We start from the raw sequence: 25,475 nt of genomic DNA, 5'->3' as shown, positions 1-25,475 counted from the left end.
AATGTTGTTTGAAGTAGTAGCATTTTACTTATTTGCAAGCTTAACAGTTGTTATGTTTTTAATAACAGTATTTACAAACAATGCCCTTTATGCCTTAAGTGCTTTAGCAGCTGGAATGATATTTATTTCAGCATTTTTCTTTTTATTAGATGCTGAATTTTTAGGCGCAGTTCAAATAGTTGTTTATACAGGTGCTGTTGTTGCCCTTTATGCCTTTGGAATGATGTTTTTTGACTCTTTATCCACAGTAAAAGAGAGTATTAAAAATCCAAGATTAGTATTTTTATTAAGTGGACTTATTGCTTTATTTATTGTAATTATTTTCACTTCACCTATAATTGGTCAAAATGTAGAAGCAAATCTTCCAATGCATCCAGAGTGGGGAAATGCACAAGATGTTGGAATTATACTATTTACTAAATACTTAGTTCCATTTGAAATTGCTGCTGTTATGTTACTTGTTGCAATGATTGGTGGAATTATTTTGGCTGGTAAAAAGATGGATACCTCATATTCACAATTAAGTGAAAAAGAGATTGATGAGTTAAAGGAGGAGAAATGAGTTTAAATGCATATTTAATCCTTTCAACTTTGATTTTTTGTATTGGCTTATTAGGAGTAATTAGAAGAAAAAATCTTCTTATGCTATTTTTCTCAACAGAGATAATGTTAAATTCTGTAAATATAGGTTTAGCAGCTGTTTCAAAGTTTCATGCAGATTTAACAGGACAAATGTTTGCATTTTTTATAATTGCAATTGCTGCAAGTGAAGTGGCTATTGGTTTAGGTCTTCTTATACTATGGTATAAAAAAACTGGTACTATTAACTTAGATAGTATGCAAAGATTAAAAGGCTAATGATGGAAAAATATCTATATATAGCACTATTTGCTCCTTTACTTGGTTCTTTAGTTGCTGCACTTTTTGCAATGAGTAAGAAAAATCTTTTTACAGGTATTTTTACATCATTTATGTTAGCAGTTTCTGCTATTGCTACATTGAATTTACTATATTTTGTATATAAAACAAATGAGATTATTCATGTAAGAATGCTTGATTGGATTGTTGTTGGAAATATTGATATTCCTTTTGGCTTTGTTGTTGATCATGTAAGTGTAATAATGATGAGTGTTGTAACAATTGTTTCTACAATGGTACATATTCACTCAATAGGTTATATGGAACATGATAAAGGCTTTAATCGATACTTTTCTTACTTAAGTGCTTTTGTTTTTTCAATGCTTGTTTTAGTAATGTCTGATAATTTTGCTGGATTATTTATAGGTTGGGAAGGTGTAGGTCTTTGTTCTTGGTTACTAATTGGTTTTTGGTACCACAAGAACTCAGCTGCTTGGGCTGCAAATGAAGCTTTTATTATGAATAGAATTGCTGACTTAGGGATGTTAGTAGGTATCTTTTTAATATATTGGAATATTGGAAGTTTACAATATGATATTGTATTTTCAAATATTGATTCATTAAGTACTTTTATGATTACTTTAATAGGTATTTTTTTATTTATTGGAGCAATGGGAAAATCAGCACAATTTCCTTTTCATACATGGCTTGCTGATGCAATGGAGGGACCAACACCTGTATCTGCACTAATTCATGCAGCAACAATGGTAACAGCTGGTGTTTATTTAATAGTAAGAGCAAATGAGATTTATACAACGGTTCCTAATCTTGGATATTTTATAGCTTGTTTAGGAGCATTTGTTGCTATTTTTGCTGCAACTATGGCATTGGTAAATAATGATATGAAAAAGATTATTGCTTATTCGACTTTATCACAACTTGGGTATATGTTTGTTGCTGCTGGACTTGGAGCTTATTGGGTTGCACTTTTTCATTTAGTAACTCATGCTTTTTTCAAATCAGTACTATTTTTAGGTGCAGGAAATGTTATGCATGCAATGAGCAATGAACTTGATATTAGAAAAATGGGTGGATTGTATGAAAAGATGAAGCCAACTGCAATTATTATGATAATTGCATCAGTTGCGCTTGCTGGTATCTTTCCTCTTGCTGGATTTTATTCAAAAGATAAAATTTTAGAAGCAGCTTTTAATGCAGATGCAATATTTTTATGGGTGATTTTATGGATAACTGCTGGACTAACTGCTTTTTACTCTTTTAGGCTTATTATGCAAGTGTTTTTTACAAAACCTAAATATGAAGAGTTTGGTTACCATCCACATGAAACATACCCTTTTGTTATTGCAGCTATGATTCCTCTTGCATTACTAGCAATCATTGCAGGATGGTTTGAACATACATTTGTAAATATGGTAACTTATATTTTACCTACATGGGAAGCTTCAAATATTAGTCATTCAACTGCTTATATACTTATAATAATAACAAGTGCAATGGCACTATTTGGTATAGCATTTGCAGTAATTAAATATAAAAATGGTGGCTTTTCTAATAAATGGGAAAATAGTTTTGTTTATAAGTTATTGATAAATCAATACTATATCCCTCAATTTTACGACAAAGTAATATGTAAGTCTTATTTTTGTTTATCAAAATTTGCTTATAGAATTATTGATATGAAAATTATTGATGCTAGTGTTGATTTAATTGGTAAAACTGTTTATAAAACTGGAGTTCATTCATCTCCAATTCAATCAGGAAACTTGTCTCATACTTTAAAAATTATGGCATTTGGTGTAGCATTTATACTATTTTTAAGTGTAACACTTGCATTTATAAATTAAAAGGTTTAGTTATATGGATTATATTTTATCAATATTGATATTTTTCCCACTACTTGCAGCTTTAGTAGGGTTTTTAGTAAAAGATGACTCTATAAAAGCATATGGAATTTTAGCAACGGCATTGGAGTTTATTATAAGTATAATAGTTTGGATAAATTTTGATGTTTCAAATCCTAATATGCAGTTTTTACAGCAAGTATTAGTTATTCCTACATATGGAATAAATTATGTAGTAGGAGTTGATGGGATTTCACTATTTTTAGTGATTATGACTACTTTTATGACAATGATATCACTAGTTGCACTTAGTGAAAAAAAAGCGCTTAAAAATCTGATTATTACAGTTTTATTTTTAGAAATGACAATGGTTGGAGTATTTTTAGCACTAGATGCAATAATATTTTATCTATTCTGGGAACTTTCGCTTGTACCGATGCTTTATATTATTGGTGCTTGGGGTGGAAAGCTAAGAATATATGCAGCTATTAAATTCTTTTTATATACATTTTTAGGTTCATTGGTTATGTTAATTGGTATGCTTTATTTAGGGTATATTTATTATCAAACTACTGGAAATTGGAGTTTTAATATTCTTGATTGGAATATGTTATTACTGCCTTTTGATATGCAACTTATGCTATTTCTTGCCTTTTTTGCAGGTTTTGCTATTAAAGTTCCAATGTTTCCATTTCACACTTGGCTTCCATATGCCCATGGACAAGCACCAACTATTGGTTCTGTAATACTTGCAGCAGTTTTATTGAAAATGGGAACATATGGTTTTGTTAGATTTTCTCTTCCTTTATTTCCTGATGCAAGTGTTTATATGATAATTCCAATGGCTATATTAGCACTAATAGCTATTGTTTACACTGCCATGGTTGCTTTTGCTCAAGAAGATATGAAACAAGTTATAGCTTACTCTTCTGTATCACATATGGGAGTTATAATCTTAGGTATTTTTGCTTTAAATGTTGAGGGTATTTCTGGTGCAATTTTTCTTATGATTTCACATGGTATTGTTTCAGGTGCATTATTTATGCTTGTGGGAGTTATATATGAAAGAAGACATACAAAACAAATTAGTGAATTTGGTGGTTTAGCACAAGTGATGCCAAAATATGCAACTATTTTTGCAATTATGTTGATGGCTTCTATTGGACTTCCTTTGACTATTGGCTTTGTAGGGGAGTTTTTATCACTACTTGGATTTTTTAAAGTATCACCTTTTTTAACAATAATTGCTGGACTTACAATAATTTTAGGTGCTATTTATATGCTTGTGATGTATAAAAAATCTTTTTTTGGGGAGCTTACAAAAGATGAAAATAAAAAACTGCTTGATTTAAATAAAAAAGAGCTAAGTGCGCTTATTCCATTAGTTGCCTTGGTTATTATTTTAGGTGTTTATCCAAAACCAATTTTAGAACCTGTAAATAATAGTGTTTCTAAAATGATAGAAGTTATGAATGCTAAAACAGTTACGAAAGAAGCTCAAGCGAAGATTATTGATTTAAATAGTATCTCAGGAGTAGAAAAATGAATGATATACCAAAAATAGTTATTGACTTTGCAAGTTTAAACTTTAGTACTATTACTCCTATGATAATTGCTATTGTTGCAGCACTATTAATACTTTGTATAGATTTAGCAACAAAAAAACTTGATAAATCTTTTTATTTAACTTTGACAGTTTTAGCTTTAGTAATTGATTTGGGTTTTGTTCTTGGATTTAACTCTGATGCTAGAGGTTTTTTTGATTTATTGTTAATTGATGGTATCTCTGTTTTAGCACAAGCTATAATAGTTATTGCTTCTATTTTCTTTGCACTTTTAGGTTTTGCAAAACTTAGATTTCAAGAGTTTAGATATCCTGAATATTTTGCACTATATCTTTTTATGATTGCAGGATTTCAGTTTATGGCAAGTTCAGATAGTTTAATACTTATTTTTGTAGCTTTAGAAACTTCTTCATTGGCTTTATACACACTAATTGCTATGCATAATAGATTAAATGCAATTGAAGCAGCTATTAAGTACTTTACAATGGGAGCTTTAACAGCTGCTTTTTTTGCCTTTGGGTCTATGATTTTATATGCGCAAACTGGAAGTGTAGAGCTTGGACAAATTTCACAAGTATTAACTCAATCAGGATTTGAAAACTATTTTGTAATTTTAATAGCAGCTACATTTATAATAGCAGCTTTAGCATTTAAACTTTCACTTTTTCCTTTTCATTTATGGGTTGCAGATGTTTATGAGGGCTCAACTGCTGCTTTAGCAGGATTTATATCAATTGTTCCTAAAATTGCTGCATTTGTAGTTGCTTTAAGATTTTTTGAGATATTTATAGTAAGTAATGATTTGTTTATACAAACTATTTTATATACAATAGTAGTTTTGACAATGACTATACCAAATCTTATTGCACTTTTACAAAATGATATAAAAAGAATGCTTGCATACTCATCTATATCAAATGCAGGTTTTGCAATGGGTGCTATTTTAATAGGTACAAATCAAGCAACACAAGCACTATTTTTATATTGGATTATGTTTTTTATAACAAATCTTGGCGGATTTACAATGCTTTGGTTAAATAGAACAAAAGATTATAGTAAAGAAAGTGACCATAGTATGCAAAAGTATGCAGGTTTAATAAAAACTTCTCCAAAAGTTGCAGTATTAATGTCTCTTTTTATGTTAACACTAGCAGGGCTTCCTCCTTTTGCTCTATTTTGGGGTAAATTATACTTAATCGGAAGTGCTGTAAATGCTGGATTTATGTTTTTAGCATTTATGATGATAATAAATTCAGCAATTGCAGCTTATTATTATTTGAAACCAGTTGTTTATATGTTTTTAAAAGAACCAGAAGATGATATAACTTATCTTCAAAACTCAACACCAATAATGAAATATTTGGCTATATTTTGTGCTATTTTAACAATTGGCTCAATTTTTACAATAGAACCACTTCTTCAAATAATTACTTATTACACACAAATCTCAGGTTTTTAACAATTAAAATATCAATAAAATAACTTTTATTGATATTTTGATACACTATTACTTAAAATACACACAATAGGAAATCTTATGAAAAGAAACTACCTTATAGCAATGAGTATAATTGTTTTGCTTATGTTTGGATACTTTTATCAACTTCAAAATAAACAAGTAAAACAGTTAAAGCAAGAAATTGTAAAATTAAATGAAAGAATAAATACTTTAGAAAAAAGTGAAGAGAGTTTAAAAGCAAAACTTGATGAAGCTTTAGAAAAAAATAAGCCAAAACCAATTCCTGTATCTGTAAAGAAAAAAAGATTTATTGATATGATGGTGCCTGCTTTAAATGAAGTATATGATGAGTTAAAGCAAGAGTTTTTTCAAGTTCAAGAAGATATAAAACAAAACAAAGAATCAGAAAAAATTCAAAAATTAAAAGAGTTTTATAAAGTAGATACAAACCAAGAGCTTTTATATGCATTAAAGCCACATCCAAAATCAATTGCATTAGCTCAAGGGGCGATGGAGAGTGCTTGGGGACAATCAAGGTTTTTTAAAGAAGCAAATAATATTTTTGGTGTTTGGTCATTTAATAAAAATGAACCAAGAATCGCAGCAGATGGAAAAAGAGGTTCAAAAACTATTTGGCTTAAAAAGTATTCAAGTGTAAAAGAAGCAATAAAAGATTATTATATTACTTTATCAAGAAGTAGCGCTTTTAAAGAGTTTAGAAAAACAAACTTTGAAAATCCAGACCCTTTTGTACTTGTTACAAAACTTGATAGATACTCTGAAAAGAAAGCTGCTTATGGAAAAGAGTTAGCTGCAATGATAAAATATAATAACTTTACAAAATATGATGATAAAGATTTTATAGTACAAAAAGAACAAAAACAATTAACAAAAGAAGATGCTAAAAAAGAAGAAGAGTTTGAAAAAAACGCAATAGAAAATAGCAATGATGAAGTTACAACTTCAAATGAGATTGAAGAAAGTACAAAAGAAGAAACAACAAATAGTATGAATATAGAAAATGAAGAAGAAAAGAGTGATAATAAAGTTGTTGAAAAAAAAGAAGAAAAGAGTACTAAAATAAAAAAAGAAGAACAAGAAGTAGAAAATAAACAAACTCCTATTAAAGCTAGTCAAAAAGAAGAACAAACAAAGTAGTTTCAACTACTTTGTTTATATCTAACCAAATAATAATTCATAAAGTGCTACAATCTTTCTTTAATTAATTACTAAAAACTATAATATTAAGGACAAGTTTTGAAAACAATAACTGTTGCACACTCTCCAGATGCAGATGATATATTTATGTACTATGCTATTAAATTTGGCTGGGTTGGTGCAAAAGATGCCAAATTTGAAAATATAGCAGCTGATATAGAAACACTAAATCAAGCTACTTTAAAAGGTGAATATGATATTTGTGCTATATCATTTGCTTTATATCCTTTTGTTAAAGATGATTATGCATTATTAAAAACAGCTGTATCATTTGGACAAGGTTATGGACCAAAATTAGTAAAAAGAAAAGATAAAAAATTAAAGAAAAACTTTAAAGTAGCTCTTAGTGGAGAGTTTACAACAAATGCATTACTTTTTAAAATAGCTTATCCAGAAGCTAGAATTACATATATGAACTTTTTAGATATTGAAAAAGCTGTGATTGAAGGAACAGTTGATGCTGGAGTTTTAATACATGAATCAATTTTAAATTATAATGATGAACTTGAAGTAGAAAAAGAGATGTGGGATATTTGGGAAGATTTAAGTGGTGGAGGTTTACCCTTACCACTTGGAGGAATGTGTTTAAGAAGATCAATTCCTCTTCATAGTGCAATTGATTATGAAAATACTTTAATAAAAGCTGTTGATGTTGCAAATAAAAATAGAAAAGTTCTAGCTACAATGTTACTTGAAAAAGGTCTTATTAGAGTTGATGCTTCTACATTAGATAAATATTTAGATTTATATGCAAATGATGAATCAGTAAATTTAAGTGAAGTTCAATATAAAGCACTTGATAAACTTTTTGAACTTGGATATAAACATGGATTTTATGAAAATTTAATCAAAGCAAAAGATTTTTTAATTCCAAGCGAGTATGAGGAATTAAGAAACAAGTGATTAAGCAAATAGATTTTTCAAGATACTCTTCAATTAAAATAGGTCCAATAGCTAATATAAAAGTAATTGAAGAGATTGGTGATTATGATGATTATACAATAATAGGAAAAGCAAATAATATTTTAGTTTCAAATACTCATCCAAAGTTTGCTATACTTGGAAAAAATTTTGATTATATAAAACAAGAGAATAATAGACTTTATGTAGGTTGTGCAACAAGTTCTGGCAAGTTATTAAGTTATTGTAGAAAAAATGATATAGGACATTTAGAATTTTTAGCAAAATTGCCTGGAACAATGGGCGGTGTTGTAAAAATGAATGCGGGATTAAAATCATGGGAGATTTTTAATCATATTATTTGTATTAAAACAAAAGATGGATATATAAACAAAGAAGATATACAATACACTTATAGAAGTACAAAAATTAATACAATAGTTTATGAAGTAGTTTTAGAAGTACAAAGTGGATTTTGTAAAGATAGATTAAATCAATTTAATAAAATGAGAGATAATCAACCTCAAATGGCAAGTGCTGGGTCATGTTTTAAAAACCCAAAAGGAGATTTTGCAGGAAGATTAATCGAAGAAGTTGGCTTAAAAGGTATGCAAAAAGGCTCAATGTATTTTTCAAAAGAGCATGCAAATTTTTTAGTAAATAGTGGCAATGGAACTTTTGATGATGCTGTTTATTTAATAAATCTAGCCAAAAAAAGAGTTAAAGAAAAATTTGATATAAATTTAGAAGAAGAGGTAATTATTTATTAAGCTTAATTGTCTATTAATTAATTTATGATACACTTTCCACTTTAAAAAATAGCGTAAGGGTTAAAGAGTTTGAAGAATTTAGTAATAGTTGAGTCACCTGCAAAAGCAAAAACAATTTCAAAGTTTCTTGATAAAAGTTATACAGTTATGGCCTCTATGGGGCATGTTAGAGATTTACCAAAATCAAAATTAGGCTTTGATCCAGATAATAATTTTAAGCCACAATATTTAATCTCAACAGATAAAAGAAAAGTAATAGCAGATTTGAAAAAACATATTACAAAAGATACAGTAATATACCTAGCTGCCGATGAGGATAGAGAGGGAGAAGCTATTGCTTGGCACTTGATTCCTGCTTTAAAAGTTGAAAAAAACCCTATAAAAAGAATTGTTTTCCATGAAATTACTAAAGATGCAATCTTAAAAGCTATTGAAAACCCACGTGATGTTGACCAAAACTTAGTTGATGCACAACAAGCAAGAAGAATTTTAGACAGAGCAGTTGGATATGAGCTATCTCCACTACTTTGGAAAAAAGTAAGATATGGACTTAGTGCTGGTAGAGTTCAATCTGTTGCTGTTAGAATTATTGTAGATAGAGAGAATGAGATTAGAAAATTTAAGCCAGAAGAGTATTGGAAAATTAAAGCTGATTTTATTAATCCAAGTTTCAAAGCAGAACTTGCAAAAATTGAAGGTAAAGCTCAAAAAGTAACAAATGAACAAGATGCAAAACAGATTGAGGCTTCTATTAATCAAGGAATTTTTGAACTTGTAGATATAGAAGAGAAAGAATCAAATAGAAACCCAGCAGCTCCTTTTACAACTTCAACACTACAACAAGAAGCAAGTAGAAAACTAGGCTTTTCTGTTAAACAAACAATGGTTATAGCACAACAACTATATGAGGGAAATGTTGGCAATATTCCAAATCATACAGGTGGTTTAATCACTTATATGAGAACTGACTCATTAAACCTTTCAAAAGTAGCAACAAGTGCAGCAAAAGAAGTAATTGAGCAAGAGTATGGGAAAGATTATTCACTTAATAAACCAAGATTATACAAATCAAAAGCAAAAGGTGCACAAGAAGCACACGAAGCAATTAGACCTGTTAATTTAGCACTAAAACCAAGTGATATAAAAGCTTATGTTGATAATGCACAATTTAAGCTTTATTCACTAATTTGGAAAAGAACATTAGCAACACAAATGGCTCCTGCTAAAATGGCTAATACAACATATAAAATTGAAGCTGGAAAAGATAAAGAGTATGAGTTTCAATCAAAGGGACAAAGAATTATCTTTGCTGGATTTATGAAAGCATACACTGAGGGAAGTGATAATCCTGAAAGTGCACTTGATAGTAGTGAAAAAATCTTACCAACAATAAAAAAAGGAACTGTGCTAGATTTAGAAAAACTAGATTTAGAACAGTTATTTACAAAACCACCTGCAAGATATACAGAAGCTAGTTTAGTAAAAAAACTTGAAAGTGAAGGAATTGGAAGACCATCAACTTATGCACCAACAATCTCAACAATACAACAAAGAGAGTATGTGGTTAAAACAGAAGATAAGAAATTAGCTCCTACTGCAACAGGAGAGATTGTAAACTCATTTTTAACAGACCATTTTGCTGAGATATTGGATTTAGGATTTACTGCAAAAATAGAAGAAGAGTTTGATAATATTGCTGAGGGCAAAATTGCTTGGGAACAAGTAATGCAAGATTTTTATGGTGATTTCAAAAAAAGAATTGAAGAAAAAGAGAGTAGTGTAAATAAAGAAGATTATTTACAAATAAGAGAAATAGGAATTGATCCAGTATCTAAAAAACCTGTAAGTGCAAGAGTTGGAAGATTTGGTCCTTTTATTCAAATTGGAACAAAAGATGATGAAGAAAAACCAAAATTTGTTGCAATTCCTGAGCATTTAAATATGGATACTATTACTCTTGATGAGGCACTTTATTTATTTACTCTACCAAGAGTTGTTGGAAAAACTGAAAAAGATGAAGATATTGTTGCTAATATAGGACGATTTGGTCCATACTTACAAATTGATAACAGATTTTACTCTCTTAAAACAGATGACCCATATAAAATAGAGTTACCAAGAGCTTTAGAAGTAATCAAAGAGATTGATGAAGCAAAAGCAAAAGCAACAATAAAGATATTTGAAAAAGAAAAAATACAGATATTAAATGGTAGATATGGTCCTTATATTAAACAAGGAAGAAAAAACTTCAAAATTCCTAAAGGTAAAGTTGCAGAAGATTTAACTTTAGAAGAGTGTGAAGAGATAATTAAAAAAGATCCAAAATCAAAAACAACTAAAAAAACTACAGCTAAAAAAGCACCTGTAAAGAAAACTACAACTAAGAAAACAACTGCAAAAAAAACTACAACAAAAAAAAGTAGTACAAGTACTACAAAAAAATAGATGAAAATAGGAATATTATCAGATAGTCACACGAAAAGTGACTATACTGAACTTGTAATAAACCACTTAAAACAAAAAGGTGCACAATATTTAATACATGCTGGTGACTTATGTATTGAAGATAATTTAAAATTATTACAAAATTCAAAGTTAGTGTATGTTACTGTTTTTGGCAATAATGACAGGAGTTTATTATCTTTGTCAAATGAGTATAATATTCAAAAAGAACCATATTATTTTAAGATTAAAGATATAAAATTTAAGCTTATGCATCTTCCTTATTATTTAAATGCAGATAGTGATATTGTTATTTTTGGACATACTCATAAGTTTGAGTGTAGTTATAATAATGGTACTTTATTTATTAATCCAGGAGAAATATGTGCACGTGAAAAACCTTTGATTGAGTGTGCCTTGCTTGAAATTAATAAAAATGAGTATATAATTACTTACTATTATAAAGATATAAATACAAATAATTTTATGAAAGAAGAGTTTAGATATGAACGATAATAAAGAGATATTTTTATGTGCTATTTGTAATATTGAAAGTGGTACATGTAATGAAGACTGTAAATTCTGTACACAAAGTGTTAAATATAAAGCTGATATTCAAAGATATAAGAAAAAAGCAATTGAACAAATTGTAAAAGAAGCAAAAATGGCAAAAGAAAATAATGCAAATGGTTTTTGTTTAGTTACAGCTGGAAAAGGTTTAACTGATAAAAGATTAGCTTTTGTATGTGAAGCTGCAAAAGCCGTTAAAAAAGAGAACCTAGGACTTATTTTAATTGCATGTAATGGAACGGCTTCAATTGAACAGTTACAAACACTAAAAGAAGCAGGAATTGATGCTTATAACCACAATCTTGAAACTGCACAAGATTTTTATAAAGAGATTGTTACAACTCATACTTGGGAAGAGAGATATGAAACTTGTAAAAATGTAAAAGAAGTTGGTTTAAGATTAGTATGTGGAGGAATTTTTGGATTAGGTGAAACACAAGAGCAAAGAGTATCAATGCTTGAATCAATTGCATCATTAGATCCTATGAATGTACCTTTAAACTTTTTCCATCCAAATGAGGCTTTACCTCTTGTAGAAAACTCTGTTAGTAAAGAAGAAGCTTTTGAATTAATTACATTAGCTAGAAAAATGGTTCCAAATGCAAAGAAAATAATGGTTGCAGGTGGAAGAGAGTTGATGTTTGGAGATGAACAATATAAAATCTTTGAAAAAGGTGCAAATGCCTTTGTTATTGGTGATTATTTAACAACACAAGGAAAATCACCAAAAGATGATATGCATGAACTTGAGAAATTAGGTTTTAAAATAGCAAGAGAAAGAAACTAAAGGTTTAATATGAGTGATGAAATTTTAATTATAGTAACAATATCCGTAATTATATTTACATCACCTTTACTTTCAAGAGTACTAAAAATACCAACAATTCCAATTGAAATTATGCTTGGTGCTTTTGCTGTATATTTTTCTTTTTTAGTTGAACACCCAATTTTAGAGCTTGTTGCTGAACTTGGCTTTTTATACTTGATGTTTTTAGCAGGACTTGAAGTTGATTTAAGAAAGTTAATAAATATCCCATCAGTTATATTGAAAAAATCACTTTTTTATAATGTAATACTTTTCTCTTTATCTGCTGCTATTACTATATATTTTAAACTTGGAAATATTTTTATTGTAACTTTACCTTTAATTTCTATTGGTATCTTAGCTGCATTAAAAAAAGAGTATGGTGATGTTGAGTGGATAAGAATGGCAATTGTTGTGGGATTAATTGGTGAAATTGTATCAATCTTTGCACTTACAACAGTGTCTGCAATGCTTGAGTTTGGTGTAACTTGGGAATTTTATAAAACAATGCTACTCTTTACTGTTTTTATGATTTTAATGGCTATATTGTATAAACTATTTAATAATGTAGTTTGGTGGTACCCTGAAATAAAAACATATTTAATGCCAACAGAAGATAACCAAGAACAAGATATTAGAGTATCTATGGCAATTTTCTTTGTTATGATTGCTGTTATGATTTATTTGAAACTTGAGGTTGCATTTGGTGCATTTATTGCAGGTACTTTTATTACAACATTCTTTGAACATAATAAACAGTTACCCCATAAATTAGAACACTTTGGTTTTGGTTGGCTAGTTCCTATCTTTTTCATTTATGTAGGTTCATCATTTGAACTTGAAGAGCTTTTTCATGATGGACTTATAGTAACTGCATTTTTGATTGTTTTTGCTATGATATTTATTAGATTAGTTGCTTCGTTGCTTTTTATAAAAGAGATGGGAGTAAACAAGTTTTTTATGTTAGGTTTATCTCATTCAATGCCACTTACACTATTAATTGCAGTAACTACACTTGCTTATCAAAGTCATGCAATTACACAATTTTACTATTACGCATTTATTTTAGCATCAATTTTAGAAGTTTTAATAGTAATGATAGTAATTAGGATTTTAACAAATTTCTTAGGAATAAAAAAAGTAAAAGCTTCTTAAAGCAGATGTTTTACATCTGCTCTAATCTAAAAATTGTTACTTGTCCATTTGTGTAAGTAACTTCGTAGTTATCAGGAGTATCAGTTAACTCTACAACAACTCTAAAAAATTTATCTTTTTTATGATTGCCTACAGTTATTCTTGTAAAATTTGTTGAGTTTAAATCTTCTCTTTTTGTATAAAAGTTTTCTTTTGCATGAAAATCTAAGATTATTTTATTTTGATTTGGTAATGTAAATTTCTTAAATACATCATATTTTGTATTTATTTGAAGTTTAACATTTGTATATTCAAACTTTAAAAAAGGTAGTAACTCTTTTTCAAAAGATACATCTGTTCTAGGCTTTACATAAATAATCTCTTCTTTTTCTTGTTTTTTTAACTCTTGTACAAACTTTTTAGTTTCATTTACAGTTTTTTCTTGAGCTTGAGTAATCAGTTTTTTGATTTTATCTTCTGTTAGTTCTGAAGCTTTTTTATTTGCTTTTTTCTCTACACTTTTAGTATCTTTATTTATACTATTAGCTTTCATCTTTTCTTGAATTTCTTCTATGTAGATTTTTTCTTGATTTTCAAACTCATCAGGATAACTCTCTTTTATTTCCATAAGTCTTGCAACTTCTTCATTATAAGCTTGTGTTGTTTCAAAAGGATTTTCCCTTGCACTCAAGCTTGATGATAGAATTAATAATGCTATAAATAAAGATATTTTTTTCATTGTTCTGGCTCCAAGTTTTTTAATTCAAAATACTCTTTTTGTAAGTGGGCATTCTCTTCTTGTAATCTTTTTATTTCATTGACTAAATATACCCTTTTATCTTTTAAAGAACTATAAACATCCAATGAATTGCTTCCAAATAAAAGTATTGCTGCATGATAACTAAGAAAAAGTGTAATAACAACCGAAATGATTGTTATTACACTAAATTTTTTTAGCTCATGAATTTTTTGCTTCATTTAGATTATTTAACAAAAGGAGTTTTTCCTAAATATTCAGCATAAGCAACTTCTGCACCTATTTCCAATAATCTATTGTATTTAGCGTTTCTCTCTCCCCTTGAAGTTGCACCTGTTTTGATTTGACCACAATTTAATGCAACTGCAAAGTCTGCTATAAATGCATCTTCTGATTCTCCTGATCTATGTGACATTACGCAATTATAGTTGTTTCTTTGTGCTAATCTAATAGTAAGCATTGTTTCACTAATACTTCCAATTTGATTTGGTTTTATTAATATTGAGTTTGCAATTTTTTTAGAGATACCTTCATTTAGTATTGATGCATTTGTAACAAATAAATCATCACCAACTAATTGAACTTTATCTCCCAATTTTTGTGTTAATATTTTCCAACCATCCCAGTCATCTTCACTTAATCCATCTTCAATTGAAACAATTGGATATTTAGAACATAAATCTGCATAGTATTCTACTAATTCATCAGAAGTTAACTCTTTATTTTCAGATTTAAGAACATATTTTCCCTCATCATTGATTAATTCAGAAGCAGCAACATCTAAAGCAATAGCTATTTGCTCACCAATTTTATATCCTGCTTTTTCAACAGCTTTTATAATAACTTGAATAGGTTCTTCATTTGATTTTAGATTTGGAGCAAATCCACCCTCATCACCAACAGCAGTACTTTCACCCATCTCATCAATGATTTTTTTAAGATTATGATAAACCTCTGATGCTGCTCTTAATCCATCATTGAAGTTTTCAAATCCAATTGGCATAATCATATACTCTTGAAAATCAACAGAGTTATTAGCATGCTCTCCACCATTTATGATATTAAACATAGGTACAGGCATAGTCATAGCATTTGCTCCACCTAAATATCTATAAAGAGGCATATTTAAAGAAGCTGCTGCTGCTCTTGCATTTGCCATAGAAACTCCAAGAACTGCATTTGCTCCTAGTTTAGAATAGTTATTTGTTCCATCAATATCTTTCATTGTTGCATCAACTTCTGCTTGGTTAAATGGGCTTAAACCAATAAGTTCATCAGCAATTAATGTATTTACATTTTCAACAGCTTTTAAAACACCTTTCCCTAAAAATCTATCATCACCATCTCTTAACTCTAAGGCTTCTCTTTTCCCTGTACTAGCTCCACTTGGAACAATTGCGCTTTGTTTTGTTCCATCGCTTAAGATTACTGTCGCTCTTACCGTAGGATTTCCTCTTGAGTCTAAAACTTCATCAGCATAAACATTATCAATATATACCACTGTTTCTCCTATTTAAGTTACAAAATTTTTAAATATTATACAAAAAAGTTAATTGGTAATTGCTTTTATAAGATGTTTTAAGTTAGGTTTTATGAAAGAAAATATCAAAAAAGATTATCTTTTTTGATATTTTAAATTTAGTAATGTTCTATTTTTCTTCTTCTGTAGTTTCAAGCTCATGCATATTGCTATCTAATCCCATAGCTTGTAGAATTTTTGCTTCAATTTCTGCTGCAATTTCTGGGTTATCTTTTAAGAATTGTTTTGAATTCTCTTTTCCTTGACCAATTTTTGAATCCCCATAACTAAACCAAGCTCCTGCTTTATCAACAATATCAAGTTTAACACCATAGTCAATAAGCTCACCCATTTTAGAAATACCCTCTCCAAACATAATATCAAATTCAGCTATTTTAAATGGAGGTGCAACTTTATTTTTTACAACTTTAACTTTAGCTCTATTTCCTATACTCTCTTCTGCTTGTTTAAGTGTTGCAATTCTTCTAATATCTAATCTTACAGAAGAGTAGAATTTAAGAGCATTTCCACCAGTTGTAGTTTCAGGACTTCCATATCCTGTCATTCCAATTTTCATTCTAATTTGGTTAATAAAAATTACTGTTGTTCCCATTTTGTTCATTATACTAGTAATTTTTCTTAAAGCTTTACTCATAAGTCTTGCTTGAACACCTACTTGCTGGTCATCCATATCTCCATCAATCTCTACTTTTGGAGTAAGAGCTGCTACTGAGTCAATTACTACTAGATTAACAGCACCACTTCTTACAACTGTTTCTAAAATCTCTAAAGCTTGTTCTCCATAATCAGGTTGTGAAACAAGTAAATTATCTATATCAACTCCAAGATTTCTTGCATACATTGTATCTAGTGCATGTTCTGCATCAATAAAGGCACAAACTCCACCTGCTTTTTGGCACTCTGCAATTGCATGTAAAGTTAGAGTTGTTTTACCTGAACTTTCAGGTCCATAGATTTCAATTACTCTACCTTTTGGAAGTCCTCCTACACCTAATGCTAAATCAAGTCCAAGTGAACCAGTTGAAATGGCTTCTGTTGGTACAACTTCTTTATCTCCAAGTCTAATTAAAGTACCTTTTCCAAAAGCTTTATCAATTTGCTTAATTGCTAAATCAAGTGACTTTTTTTGATTATCATCCATTATTTATCCTAATTTTAGAGTTTCGTTTTATTTATATGTGATTTTAGCAAAAAAAAAATAAATTACATATTTTTATTGCAAATTGTAAGATTTTTTATTAAATTTATTTAATTTTAATAATTGGATAGTAGATTAACTATAATAAAGAAAATATTAAGTAAAATAGAGTAAAAAATTAAGGTTTGTATTATGTTTAATGGAAAAAATATTTTAATAACAGGTGGAACTGGAAGTTTTGGTAAAAAATACACAAAAACTATTTTGGAAAAATATAAACCTAATAAGATTATAATCTATTCTCGTGATGAACTTAAGCAGTATGAAATGGAACAAGAATTCAATGATAAATGTATGCGTTATTTTATTGGTGATGTTCGAGATTCAGATAGATTAAAAAAAGCTTTTAAAGATGTTGATTATGTAATACACGCAGCAGCACTTAAGCATGTTCCAATTGCTGAATATAATCCAATGGAGTGTATTAAAACAAATATAAATGGTGCACAAAATGTAATTGATGCAGCAATTGAAAATAAAGTAAAAAAAGTTATTGCACTATCTACTGATAAAGCAGCTAATCCTGTGAATTTATATGGTGCAACAAAACTTGCAAGTGATAAACTTTTTGTAGCAGCAAATAATTTAGTTGGCGAACAAGATACAAAATTTTCAGTTGTAAGATATGGAAATGTTGTTTGTAGTCGTGGTTCTGTTATTCCTTATTTTCAAAAACTTATTAATTCAAATGCAAAAGAGCTTCCAATTACAGATGAAAGAATGACAAGGTTTATAATTACACTACAAAATGGAGTGAACTTCGTACTTAAAAACTTTGAAAGAATGCATGGTGGAGAGATTTTTGTACCTAAAATTCCATCAATTAAGATAGTTGATTTAGCTAAATACTTAGCACCTACTTTACCTCATAAAATAGTAGGAATTAGACCAGGTGAAAAACTTCATGAAATAATGTGTCCAGCTGATGATTCCCATTTAACATATGAGTTTGATGACCATTATGTAATAACTCCAACAATAAAATTTACAAATGTTACAAACTTTAGTGAAAATAAATTAGGAGAAGTTGGAACGCATGTTAGCCAAGGTTTTGAATATAATTCAGGAAATAATGACAAATGGCTTAATAAAGAAGAGTTTTTACAGTTATTAAAAGAAATATAATGAAAAAAATTCCATATGGTAAACAAACAATCCAAAAAGATGATATAAAAGAGGTAGTAAAAGTATTAAAAAGTGATTTTTTAACTACTGGACCAAAAGTAAAAGAGTTTGAAAAAGCACTATGTTCTTATACAAACTCAAAATATTGTGTTTGTGTCTCAAATGCTACTGCTGCTTTACATATAAGTTCTTTACTTTTATTAAATGAAAATGACTTAGTATTAACTACTCCAAACTCATTTTTAGCAACTTCAAATGCAATACTTTATGCAAAAGCAAAGCCCGTGTTTGTAGATATTTGTGAAGATGGGAATATAAACTTAGATTTATGTGAAAAACTTCTTTTAAAAAATAAAAATATAAAAGCTATATATGTAGTTCACTTTTCAGGAAATCCTGTAAATCAAGGGAAATTAGCTTTTTTAAGGGAAAAATATGATATTAAAATTTTAGAAGATTGTGCCCATTCAATTGGTGCTACTAACAATAATATTAAAGCTGGAAGTTGTAAAAATAGTGATATTTCTGTTTTTTCATTTCATCCTGTAAAACAGTTGACAACTGGTGAGGGTGGAGCTATCTTGACAAATGATAAAAAGATTTATGAAATGGCTTTACAGCTAAGAAATCATGGAATAGAATCAAAATCAGATATAGCACCATGGCATTATGAGATGAATAGTCTAGGCTATAATTATAGACTTACTGATATTTCTTGTGCATTGGGTTTATCGCAATTGAAAAAAATTGAAAAGTTTATAAACAAAAGAAGAAAAATTGCAAATAGATATGATGAGTTTTTTAAAAAATTTGAATTTATAAAGCCTTTATATGAGTTTACTCTTGATAGCTCTTATCATCTTTATGTAGTTTTAATTGATTTTGAAAAGTATAAAACTTCTAAGAAAGATTTATTTTTAAAATTAAGAGAAAAAGGAATATTTTTACAATATCACTATATTCCAATAAACCAACAGCCATATTATAAAAACTTAGGTTATGGAAATGAAAATACTCCTTTTATGAATGAGTATTATAAAAAAGCGATAACTTTGCCAATTTATCCAAAATTGAGTAAAAAAGAACAAAAGTTTGTACAAGAAACACTAATAGAGATTTTAGAAAAAGGCTAAAGATGCAATATAAAACTGAACAAGAAAAATTTTGGGCTCAAGAGTTTGGTGATGAGTACTGTAAAAGAAATACATCAATTATAAAAAGTAATATAAACTTTTTTTCTAAAGTTTTTAATAGAGTAGAAAATGTAAATTCAGTAATAGAATTTGGTTCAAATATTGGAATGAATTTACATGCATTAAATACAATTTCAGATTTAGAACTTTCTGCTATTGAAATAAATAAAACAGCTGTGAAAGAGTTAGAGACTTTAGAGTTTCTTCATAAAATTTATAATGAATCATTATTAGATATAAACTTAGATGAAAAATTTGATTTAACTTTGATAAAAGGTGTTTTAATTCATATAAATCCAAAATACTTAAAAGTGGTGTATGAAAAACTTTATACATACTCTAAAAAATATATATTAGTTGTAGAGTATTATAATCCAACTCCTATTGAGATACCTTATAGAGGTTATAAAGAAAAACTATTCAAAAGAGATTTTGCTGGTGAAATTATGGATATGTATGATAATTTAAAACTTATTGATTATGGGTTTTTATATCATAGGGACAATAACTTCCCTCAAGATGATATGACTTGGTTTTTATTGGAAAAAAAATGAGTTTTAAAATAGTTATTCAAGCAAGGACTACAAGTACAAGACTTCCTAAAAAAGTTCTTTTGCCCCTTGCAAATAAAACAGTATTAGAAGTAATGTTAAAAAGGCTTGAAAAGTTTAAAGAAAATATTATTATTGCAACTACAAATGATGGAACACAAAAAGAGATTGTAAAAATATGTGAAAAACACAATATAAAGTATTACGAGGGTGATACAAATAATGTATTAAGTAGATATTATGAAGCTTGCAAAAAGTTTAATTTAAAAAGCGATGATATTGTGATTAGGTGTACAAGTGATTGTCCTTTTATTGATGCAAATTTAATAGAACAAGCAATAAAACTATATAAAACTTCAAAGGCTGATTATGTAAGTTTAGGAGCGCATAGTGGTTTCCCAAGAGGTTTAGATAGCGAAGTATTTTCTTTTTTATTATTAAAAACAGCATTTTTAAATGCAAAAACAGATTATGAAAAAGAGCATGTAACGCCATATTTACATACAACAATACAAAACAAATTGAAAATAAAATATTTAATAAATAAAAATAATGATTCAAAATATCGAATAACTTTAGATGAAATAGATGATTATAAAGCAATAGTGCAATTGTATGAGAAACTAGGCAATAATGAAAACTTTTCTTATGAAAAATTGATTTTAACATTAAAAAATAATCCAGATATTTTTGAAATAAATAAACATGTGGAACAAAAAAAGAGCTAATATGAAAAAGGTATTAATAAGAGCAGACTCTTCATCTTCTATAGGACATGGTCATATTATGCGATGTTTGGTTTTAGCAAAACAGTACTTAAATAAAGGCTATGATGTAAGTTTTGCAACTTTAAATTTAAAGGGTAATTTAAATAAAAAAATTTTGAAAAACTCTTATGATGTACATATTTTAAAATCAAATAATAATGAAGAGTTGATAAAAAAGATTAAAGAATTAAAAATTGATTTATTAATTATTGATAGTTATGATATAAAATATAAATCACAAAAGAACATAAAATTAAAAACAGATGTTGAAATTTTGTGTTTAGATGATACTTATGAAAAACATTATTGTGATATTTTATTAAATCATAATATAGGCGCAAATAAAAAAAAGTATAAAAGCTTAGTTCCAAATTTTTGTGAAGTAAGATGTGGAGTAAAATATACTTTACTAAGAGATGAGTTTTACAAATACAAAAATATGAATTTAAAACAAAAGAATAAAACAAAGGTTTTTTTAGCAATAGGCGGAACAGATCATAGTAATATCAATATTAAAATACTTAAGGTTTTGTCAAAATTTAAAAATATCGAAGTTAATTTAGTAACAACAAGTGCAAATAGCAACTTGGATATATTAAAACAGTATTGTAAAGAAAAAGATTTTATTAATCTTTATATTGATACAAATAATATAGCAAAACTAATGAAAGAGAGCAGTTTTGCAATAGTTAGTGCAAGTGTAATTTTAAATGAAGTATATTTTATGCAATTACCTTTTATTGCTATTAAAACAGCAAGCAATCAAAAGAATATATATAAGTATTTAAAGAAGAAAAAGTACCTTGTGATGAAAAAATTTAATAAAAAAAGATTAAAAAAATTAATAAAAAAAATCAATAAGAGGCTTGAAAAATGAAAATTGCAGTATTAACATCACCTAATCAATGGTTTATTGATTATGCTAAAGAGTTAATAAATAGTTTAGATAATTGTGATTTATTTTTTGATCATAAAGAGATTAAAAATAGTTACCAAATAGTATTTATTTTAAGTTATCATAAGATTATAGAAGAAAATTATCTAAAACTACATAAACATAATATTGTAGTTCATGCAAGTGCCTTACCTAAGGGTAAAGGATGGTCTCCAATGTTTTGGCAGATTTTAGAGGGTAAAAATGAGGTGCCATTTACTATGTTTGAAGCTTCTTGTGGAGTGGATGAGGGAAATATATATATGCAAAAAGTATTAAAGCTTGATGGAACTGAATTAAATCCTTTATTAAGACATAAACAAGCACAATTAGTAAATAGCATGTGTAAAGAGTTTGTCTTAAATTATGAAAAGTATAAGATTCCAACTCCTCAAACAGGTAAAGAGAGTTTTTATAAAAAAAGAACGCCTTTAAATAGTCAATTAGATATAAATAAAACAATAGATGAACAATTTAATTTATTACGGGTTGTGCATAACGAAGAATATCCAGCATTTTTTTATAAAAATGGTAAAAAATATATTCTGAAAATTGAAGTAAGTCAAGAAAAGTAGTATAATAAAAAAATAATTAATAATATTTTTAGAGGCATATATGAAAATAAAAGATATAAAAGGTTTAAAGTATCCAGATGAATACTTTATAAAATACTTTTTTAAAAATAGTTTTTCTAGTAAAGAAAATCTTCTTTTTGCAGAGTTTGGCTGTGGAAATGGAAATAATTTGACTCTTGCTTATGAGTATGGATTTGAAGTATTAGGAGTTGATATAAATGAAAGTGCTATTGAAGATGCAAATTATAATTTCAATAAAATAAAAACAGATACAAAATTTGAATTTTATTTATGTGAAATGATTGATTTTGCAAAAGAAAATAAAGATTTACAAATTGATGTATTGCTTTTACCAAATGTTGTAAATTACATAAAAAAAGAGCAACTTCTTGAGTTTTTTAATATAATGCTTTTAAATAACAATATAAAAAAAGGTGCTTCTTTTTTTATAAGATGTAGAGAACTAAAAGATTTTAGATTTGGAATAGGAGAAAACTTAGGAGAAAATACATATTTAATGCCAAAAGATTATGATATTACTTCAGAAGCCTCTTGTATAAATAAATTTTATAGTGAATATGAACTGATTGAAATGCTAAAAGAGAATTTAAATTTGAAAGAGTATTTTGTTTTTCATAATGAGTTTCAAAATTTACAAAAAGATAATACTTTAGTTTTTAATTCAGATATTATTTTGTGGGGATTGATAAATTGAAATTAGCAATAATGCAACCCACTTTTAATCCATGGCTTGGATATTTTGACTTAATTGATTATGTTGATGAGTTTGTTTTTCTAGATACAGTTCAATTAGCAAGAAGAAGTTGGCAAGTTAGAAATAGATTGAAAATAAACAATAAAGAGTATATGTTTTCTTTACCTATTAAAAAAGAAAAATCAAGAGATGAAACAATCTTAAAAGATACAAGAATAAGTTTTGAAAACTATGATTTTATTTCAAAAATAAATACTCTTCTTTTAAAAAACTATAAAAAAACAAAATATTTTAATGAATTACAAGAGAAAATTTTGAATATACTCTCTTATAAAACTGAATATTTATGTGAGTATAATATCAATTTTATAAAGGAAGTTTCAAAACTTTTAGATATAAATACTTCTTTTAGTAAATCATCAAGTTTAGAAAATCTAGAGGGTAATAAAGGTGATTTGATATTAAATATTTGTTTAAATAAATCTTGCAAAGAGTACATATCAGCTTTGGGTTCAAAAGAGTATTTAAATAAATATTTAGAAAAATTTAAAAAGAATAATATAGATATCTTTTATCAAGATTATAAGCATCCCACTTATAATCAAATAGGAGAGAACTTTATTTCTCAACTTGGAATACTTGATTTACTATTTAATGAGGGATTAGAAGCTTCAAAGCAGATAATATTAAAAGGAAGATATTTTGTCAATAATTAAAGCAAAATCTTTTCTTCATGAATATAAAATAAGAGCAAGAGATAAGGATATAAATTCATTATCAGGTAGGCAAGGAAGAGCTGATTTAACATATTTTGTAAATGTGAATATTTTCAATAGTTTAAATATTCAAGAGAATGAAACAATTTTAGATATTGGTTGTGGTGATTTGACTTTTTTTAAAATCGTTGAAAAAAACTTTAATAATTGTACTTTAGAAGGTATTTTACCAACAAGTGAAGAGATAGAAAAAGTAAATAAAGAGATTAATTTTAAAGAGTATAAAAACAAAACTCAGATTTCAAAAGCGTTTTCTTTTAAACTTCCTTTTTGTGATAATAAATTTGATAAAGTTGTTATAAATGGAGTTTTATTATTACTTAGCAAAGAAGAAGTTGATAAAACTTTAAACGAAATAAGTAGAGTTTCAAAAAATAATGCAACTATTTATATTGGTGAATTGCCTTTTGTTGATGAGTTTAAAGATAAATCATATGGAAATTCAATAATTAAATGGCTGCTTTATGGTTTGAAAAATAGAGGATTTAGATATTTTTTTAATAGTTTAAAAACAGTATTTATTTCATTGTTTTCTAAAAAGCAAATGATTTTAGGAGTAAAAGAGCACTATTTTATAAATAAAGAGGATTTTATAAAAAAAGCAAAAAAGTATGATTTAGTACTAAAAGAGTGTTTTTTTAATAAACAAATTGATGTTAATAAAAATATAATAAACTCTTCTACAAGGTATGATTATATTTTTAAAATAGAGAAAAAAAGAGATTAATATGAAAATTGGAAACTTTAATTTAAAAGAAGATGGAACATTTATTATTGCTGAATTAAGTGCAAATCATAATGGTAGTTTACAAAATGCACTTGATACTATAAAAGCAGCAAAAGAGGTTGGGGCAAATGCAATTAAACTTCAAACATATACAGCTGATACTTTAACATTAAATTCAAATAGAGAGGATTTTGTGATTAAAGGTGGTACTTTATGGGATAATAAAACTTTATATGAACTTTATGAAGAGGCATATACTCCATGGGAATGGCATAAAGAACTATTTGCGTATGCAAGAAGTTTAGATCTTGATATTTTTTCAACTCCCTTTGATAAAAGTGCAGTAGATTTTTTAAAGCAGTTTAATCCAAGTGCATACAAAATAGCTTCTTTTGAAATAACAGATTATGCATTAATAGAATATACTGCAAAACAAAAAAAACCAATAATAATTTCAACAGGTATTGCCACATTGCAAGAGATACAAGATGTTGTTGATATTTGTAGAAGTGTAGGAAATGAAGATATAATCTTATTAAAGTGTACAAGTGCTTATCCTGCTGCTTTAGAAGATGCAAATTTGAAGACAATTGCAAATTTAGCAGAAACTTTTGGTGTGATTTCTGGTTTTTCTGATCATACAATAGGTTCAACAGCACCAATTGTTGCTGTAACATTGGGTGCAAAAGTTATTGAAAAACATTTTATTTTAGATAAAAGTATTGGTGGACCTGATTTAGAGTTTTCAATGGATAAAGAAGAGTTTAGACACATGGTTAAGTGTATAAAAGATACTGAAAAATTACTTGGAAAAGTAAGTTATGAAATGACAGAAAAAAAGATTAAAAATAGAGCTTTCTCAAGAAGTTTATATGTTTCAAAAGATATAAAAAAAGGTGATGAATTTACCCTAGAGAATATTAAAAGTGTAAGACCTGGTTTTGGTCTACATCCTAAGTATTTAAAAGATTTACTTGGACAAAAATCAACAAAAGATTATAAGTTTGCAGACAGAGTTAAGCTAGATTTATAAG

Annotated in this window: 26 protein-coding genes; 22 read left to right on the top strand and 4 right to left on the bottom strand. The window is 27.6% G+C overall.

The features are described from left to right. Positions 1-4 precede the first annotated feature (4 nt). The 12 genes from ACAN_RS13420 to ACAN_RS13365 all read left to right on the top strand — a co-directional run bounded on the left by ACAN_RS13420 (position 5) and on the right by ACAN_RS13365 (position 13,604). Positions 5-562 (top strand): NADH-quinone oxidoreductase subunit J, encoded by a 558-nt coding sequence (locus tag ACAN_RS13420; RefSeq protein ID WP_099334597.1) that lies wholly within the window; start codon positions 5-7, stop codon positions 560-562. After that, complete coding sequence (gene nuoK / locus ACAN_RS13415) at positions 559-858, top strand: NADH-quinone oxidoreductase subunit NuoK (protein WP_079577566.1); 300 nt, start codon at positions 559-561, stop codon at positions 856-858. The genes ACAN_RS13420 and nuoK overlap by 4 nt, the downstream gene beginning before the upstream one ends. A gap of 2 nt (positions 859-860) precedes the next feature. Continuing rightward, positions 861-2,723 carry an NADH-quinone oxidoreductase subunit L gene (gene nuoL, locus ACAN_RS13410; protein WP_099334538.1) on the top strand — a complete coding sequence of 621 codons (1,863 nt, stop codon included), beginning with the start codon at positions 861-863 and terminating at the stop codon, positions 2,721-2,723. A gap of 13 nt (positions 2,724-2,736) precedes the next feature. Further along, on the top strand, positions 2,737-4,266 hold the full coding sequence (locus ACAN_RS13405; protein ID WP_099334539.1) for an NADH-quinone oxidoreductase subunit M: 1,530 nt from the start codon (positions 2,737-2,739) through the stop codon (positions 4,264-4,266). Beyond that, positions 4,263-5,744 (top strand): NADH-quinone oxidoreductase subunit NuoN, encoded by a 1,482-nt coding sequence (gene nuoN / locus ACAN_RS13400; RefSeq protein WP_099334540.1) that lies wholly within the window; start codon positions 4,263-4,265, stop codon positions 5,742-5,744. Before ACAN_RS13405 ends, nuoN begins: the two co-directional genes overlap by 4 nt. Before the next feature lie 78 nt (positions 5,745-5,822). Then, positions 5,823-6,902 (top strand): glucosaminidase domain-containing protein, encoded by a 1,080-nt coding sequence (locus tag ACAN_RS13395; protein ID WP_196778779.1) that lies wholly within the window; start codon positions 5,823-5,825, stop codon positions 6,900-6,902. 99 nt (positions 6,903-7,001) lie between these two features. Then, on the top strand, positions 7,002-7,865 hold the full coding sequence (locus ACAN_RS13390; protein WP_099334541.1) for a menaquinone biosynthesis family protein: 864 nt from the start codon (positions 7,002-7,004) through the stop codon (positions 7,863-7,865). Next, positions 7,862-8,632, top strand: coding sequence for a UDP-N-acetylmuramate dehydrogenase (locus tag ACAN_RS13385; RefSeq protein ID WP_099334542.1), 771 nt, complete (start codon positions 7,862-7,864; stop codon positions 8,630-8,632). Before ACAN_RS13390 ends, ACAN_RS13385 begins: the two co-directional genes overlap by 4 nt. Before the next feature lie 69 nt (positions 8,633-8,701). Continuing rightward, the gene (topA, locus tag ACAN_RS13380) at positions 8,702-11,077 is read left to right on the top strand and encodes a type I DNA topoisomerase (protein ID WP_099334543.1); all 2,376 of its coding nucleotides are present in this window, start codon (positions 8,702-8,704) and stop codon (positions 11,075-11,077) included. Beyond that, positions 11,078-11,590 (top strand): YfcE family phosphodiesterase, encoded by a 513-nt coding sequence (locus ACAN_RS13375; RefSeq protein ID WP_099334544.1) that lies wholly within the window; start codon positions 11,078-11,080, stop codon positions 11,588-11,590. Next, positions 11,580-12,431 (top strand): biotin synthase, encoded by an 852-nt coding sequence (locus ACAN_RS13370; RefSeq protein WP_099334545.1) that lies wholly within the window; start codon positions 11,580-11,582, stop codon positions 12,429-12,431. The genes ACAN_RS13375 and ACAN_RS13370 overlap by 11 nt, the downstream gene beginning before the upstream one ends. A gap of 9 nt (positions 12,432-12,440) precedes the next feature. Beyond that, positions 12,441-13,604: a cation:proton antiporter gene (locus tag ACAN_RS13365; RefSeq protein ID WP_099334546.1), complete on the top strand. Its 1,164-nt coding sequence runs from the start codon at positions 12,441-12,443 to the stop codon at positions 13,602-13,604. A gap of 10 nt (positions 13,605-13,614) precedes the next feature. On the opposite strand, the gene ACAN_RS13360 is transcribed toward ACAN_RS13365, so the two are convergent. The 4 genes from ACAN_RS13360 to recA form a co-directional block, all read right to left on the bottom strand. Next, positions 13,615-14,322, bottom strand: a complete 708-nt coding sequence (locus ACAN_RS13360) for an AMIN domain-containing protein (protein ID WP_079577554.1) — start codon at positions 14,320-14,322, stop codon at positions 13,615-13,617. Beyond that, positions 14,319-14,561, bottom strand: a complete 243-nt coding sequence (locus tag ACAN_RS13355; protein ID WP_079577553.1) for a septum formation initiator — start codon at positions 14,559-14,561, stop codon at positions 14,319-14,321. Before ACAN_RS13355 ends, ACAN_RS13360 begins: the two co-directional genes overlap by 4 nt. 5 nt (positions 14,562-14,566) lie before the next feature. Then, complete coding sequence (gene eno, locus ACAN_RS13350; RefSeq protein WP_099309857.1) at positions 14,567-15,841, bottom strand: phosphopyruvate hydratase; 1,275 nt, start codon at positions 15,839-15,841, stop codon at positions 14,567-14,569. A 148-nt stretch (positions 15,842-15,989) separates the two neighbouring features. After that, positions 15,990-17,021, bottom strand: a complete 1,032-nt coding sequence (gene recA / locus ACAN_RS13345; protein WP_079577551.1) for a recombinase RecA — start codon at positions 17,019-17,021, stop codon at positions 15,990-15,992. Positions 17,022-17,210: 189 nt separating this feature from the next. On the opposite strand from recA, the gene pseB reads away from it, so the two are divergent. Genes pseB through pseI form a run of 10 tightly spaced genes read left to right on the top strand, consistent with a single transcriptional unit; the run spans position 17,211 to position 25,474 of the window. Next, entirely contained in the window at positions 17,211-18,203 is a 993-nt protein-coding gene (gene pseB / locus ACAN_RS13340; RefSeq protein WP_099334547.1) for a UDP-N-acetylglucosamine 4,6-dehydratase (inverting), read from the top strand. After that, the gene (gene pseC / locus ACAN_RS13335) at positions 18,203-19,336 is read left to right on the top strand and encodes a UDP-4-amino-4,6-dideoxy-N-acetyl-beta-L-altrosamine transaminase (RefSeq protein ID WP_099334548.1); all 1,134 of its coding nucleotides are present in this window, start codon (positions 18,203-18,205) and stop codon (positions 19,334-19,336) included. The genes pseB and pseC overlap by 1 nt, the downstream gene beginning before the upstream one ends. A gap of 2 nt (positions 19,337-19,338) precedes the next feature. Continuing rightward, entirely contained in the window at positions 19,339-19,950 is a 612-nt protein-coding gene (locus ACAN_RS13330) for a pseudaminic acid biosynthesis-associated methylase (protein WP_099334549.1), read from the top strand. Next, positions 19,947-20,675: a cytidylyltransferase domain-containing protein gene (locus tag ACAN_RS13325; RefSeq protein ID WP_099334598.1), complete on the top strand. Its 729-nt coding sequence runs from the start codon at positions 19,947-19,949 to the stop codon at positions 20,673-20,675. Before ACAN_RS13330 ends, ACAN_RS13325 begins: the two co-directional genes overlap by 4 nt. Position 20,676: 1 nt before the next feature. Beyond that, on the top strand, positions 20,677-21,591 hold the full coding sequence (gene pseG, locus ACAN_RS13320; protein ID WP_099334550.1) for a UDP-2,4-diacetamido-2,4,6-trideoxy-beta-L-altropyranose hydrolase: 915 nt from the start codon (positions 20,677-20,679) through the stop codon (positions 21,589-21,591). Then, positions 21,588-22,223, top strand: a complete 636-nt coding sequence (locus ACAN_RS13315) for a formyltransferase family protein (RefSeq protein ID WP_099334551.1) — start codon at positions 21,588-21,590, stop codon at positions 22,221-22,223. Before pseG ends, ACAN_RS13315 begins: the two co-directional genes overlap by 4 nt. Before the next feature lie 40 nt (positions 22,224-22,263). Continuing rightward, on the top strand, positions 22,264-22,938 hold the full coding sequence (locus ACAN_RS13310; protein ID WP_099334552.1) for a class I SAM-dependent methyltransferase: 675 nt from the start codon (positions 22,264-22,266) through the stop codon (positions 22,936-22,938). Then, positions 22,935-23,654, top strand: coding sequence for a WbqC family protein (locus ACAN_RS13305; RefSeq protein ID WP_099334553.1), 720 nt, complete (start codon positions 22,935-22,937; stop codon positions 23,652-23,654). Before ACAN_RS13310 ends, ACAN_RS13305 begins: the two co-directional genes overlap by 4 nt. Continuing rightward, a complete protein-coding gene (locus ACAN_RS13300; RefSeq protein WP_165773066.1) occupies positions 23,641-24,441 on the top strand; it encodes a class I SAM-dependent methyltransferase in 801 nt (266 codons plus the stop codon). Before ACAN_RS13305 ends, ACAN_RS13300 begins: the two co-directional genes overlap by 14 nt. A gap of 1 nt (position 24,442) precedes the next feature. Then, on the top strand, positions 24,443-25,474 hold the full coding sequence (gene pseI / locus ACAN_RS13295) for a pseudaminic acid synthase (protein WP_099334555.1): 1,032 nt from the start codon (positions 24,443-24,445) through the stop codon (positions 25,472-25,474). The last annotated feature ends 1 nt before the right edge of the window (position 25,475 follow it).

The sequence above is a fragment of the Malaciobacter canalis genome (genome assembly GCF_008000835.1).
Lineage (GTDB): Bacteria > Campylobacterota > Campylobacteria > Campylobacterales > Arcobacteraceae > Malaciobacter > Malaciobacter canalis.
This window is presented reverse-complemented; position numbering and strand designations above follow the sequence as displayed.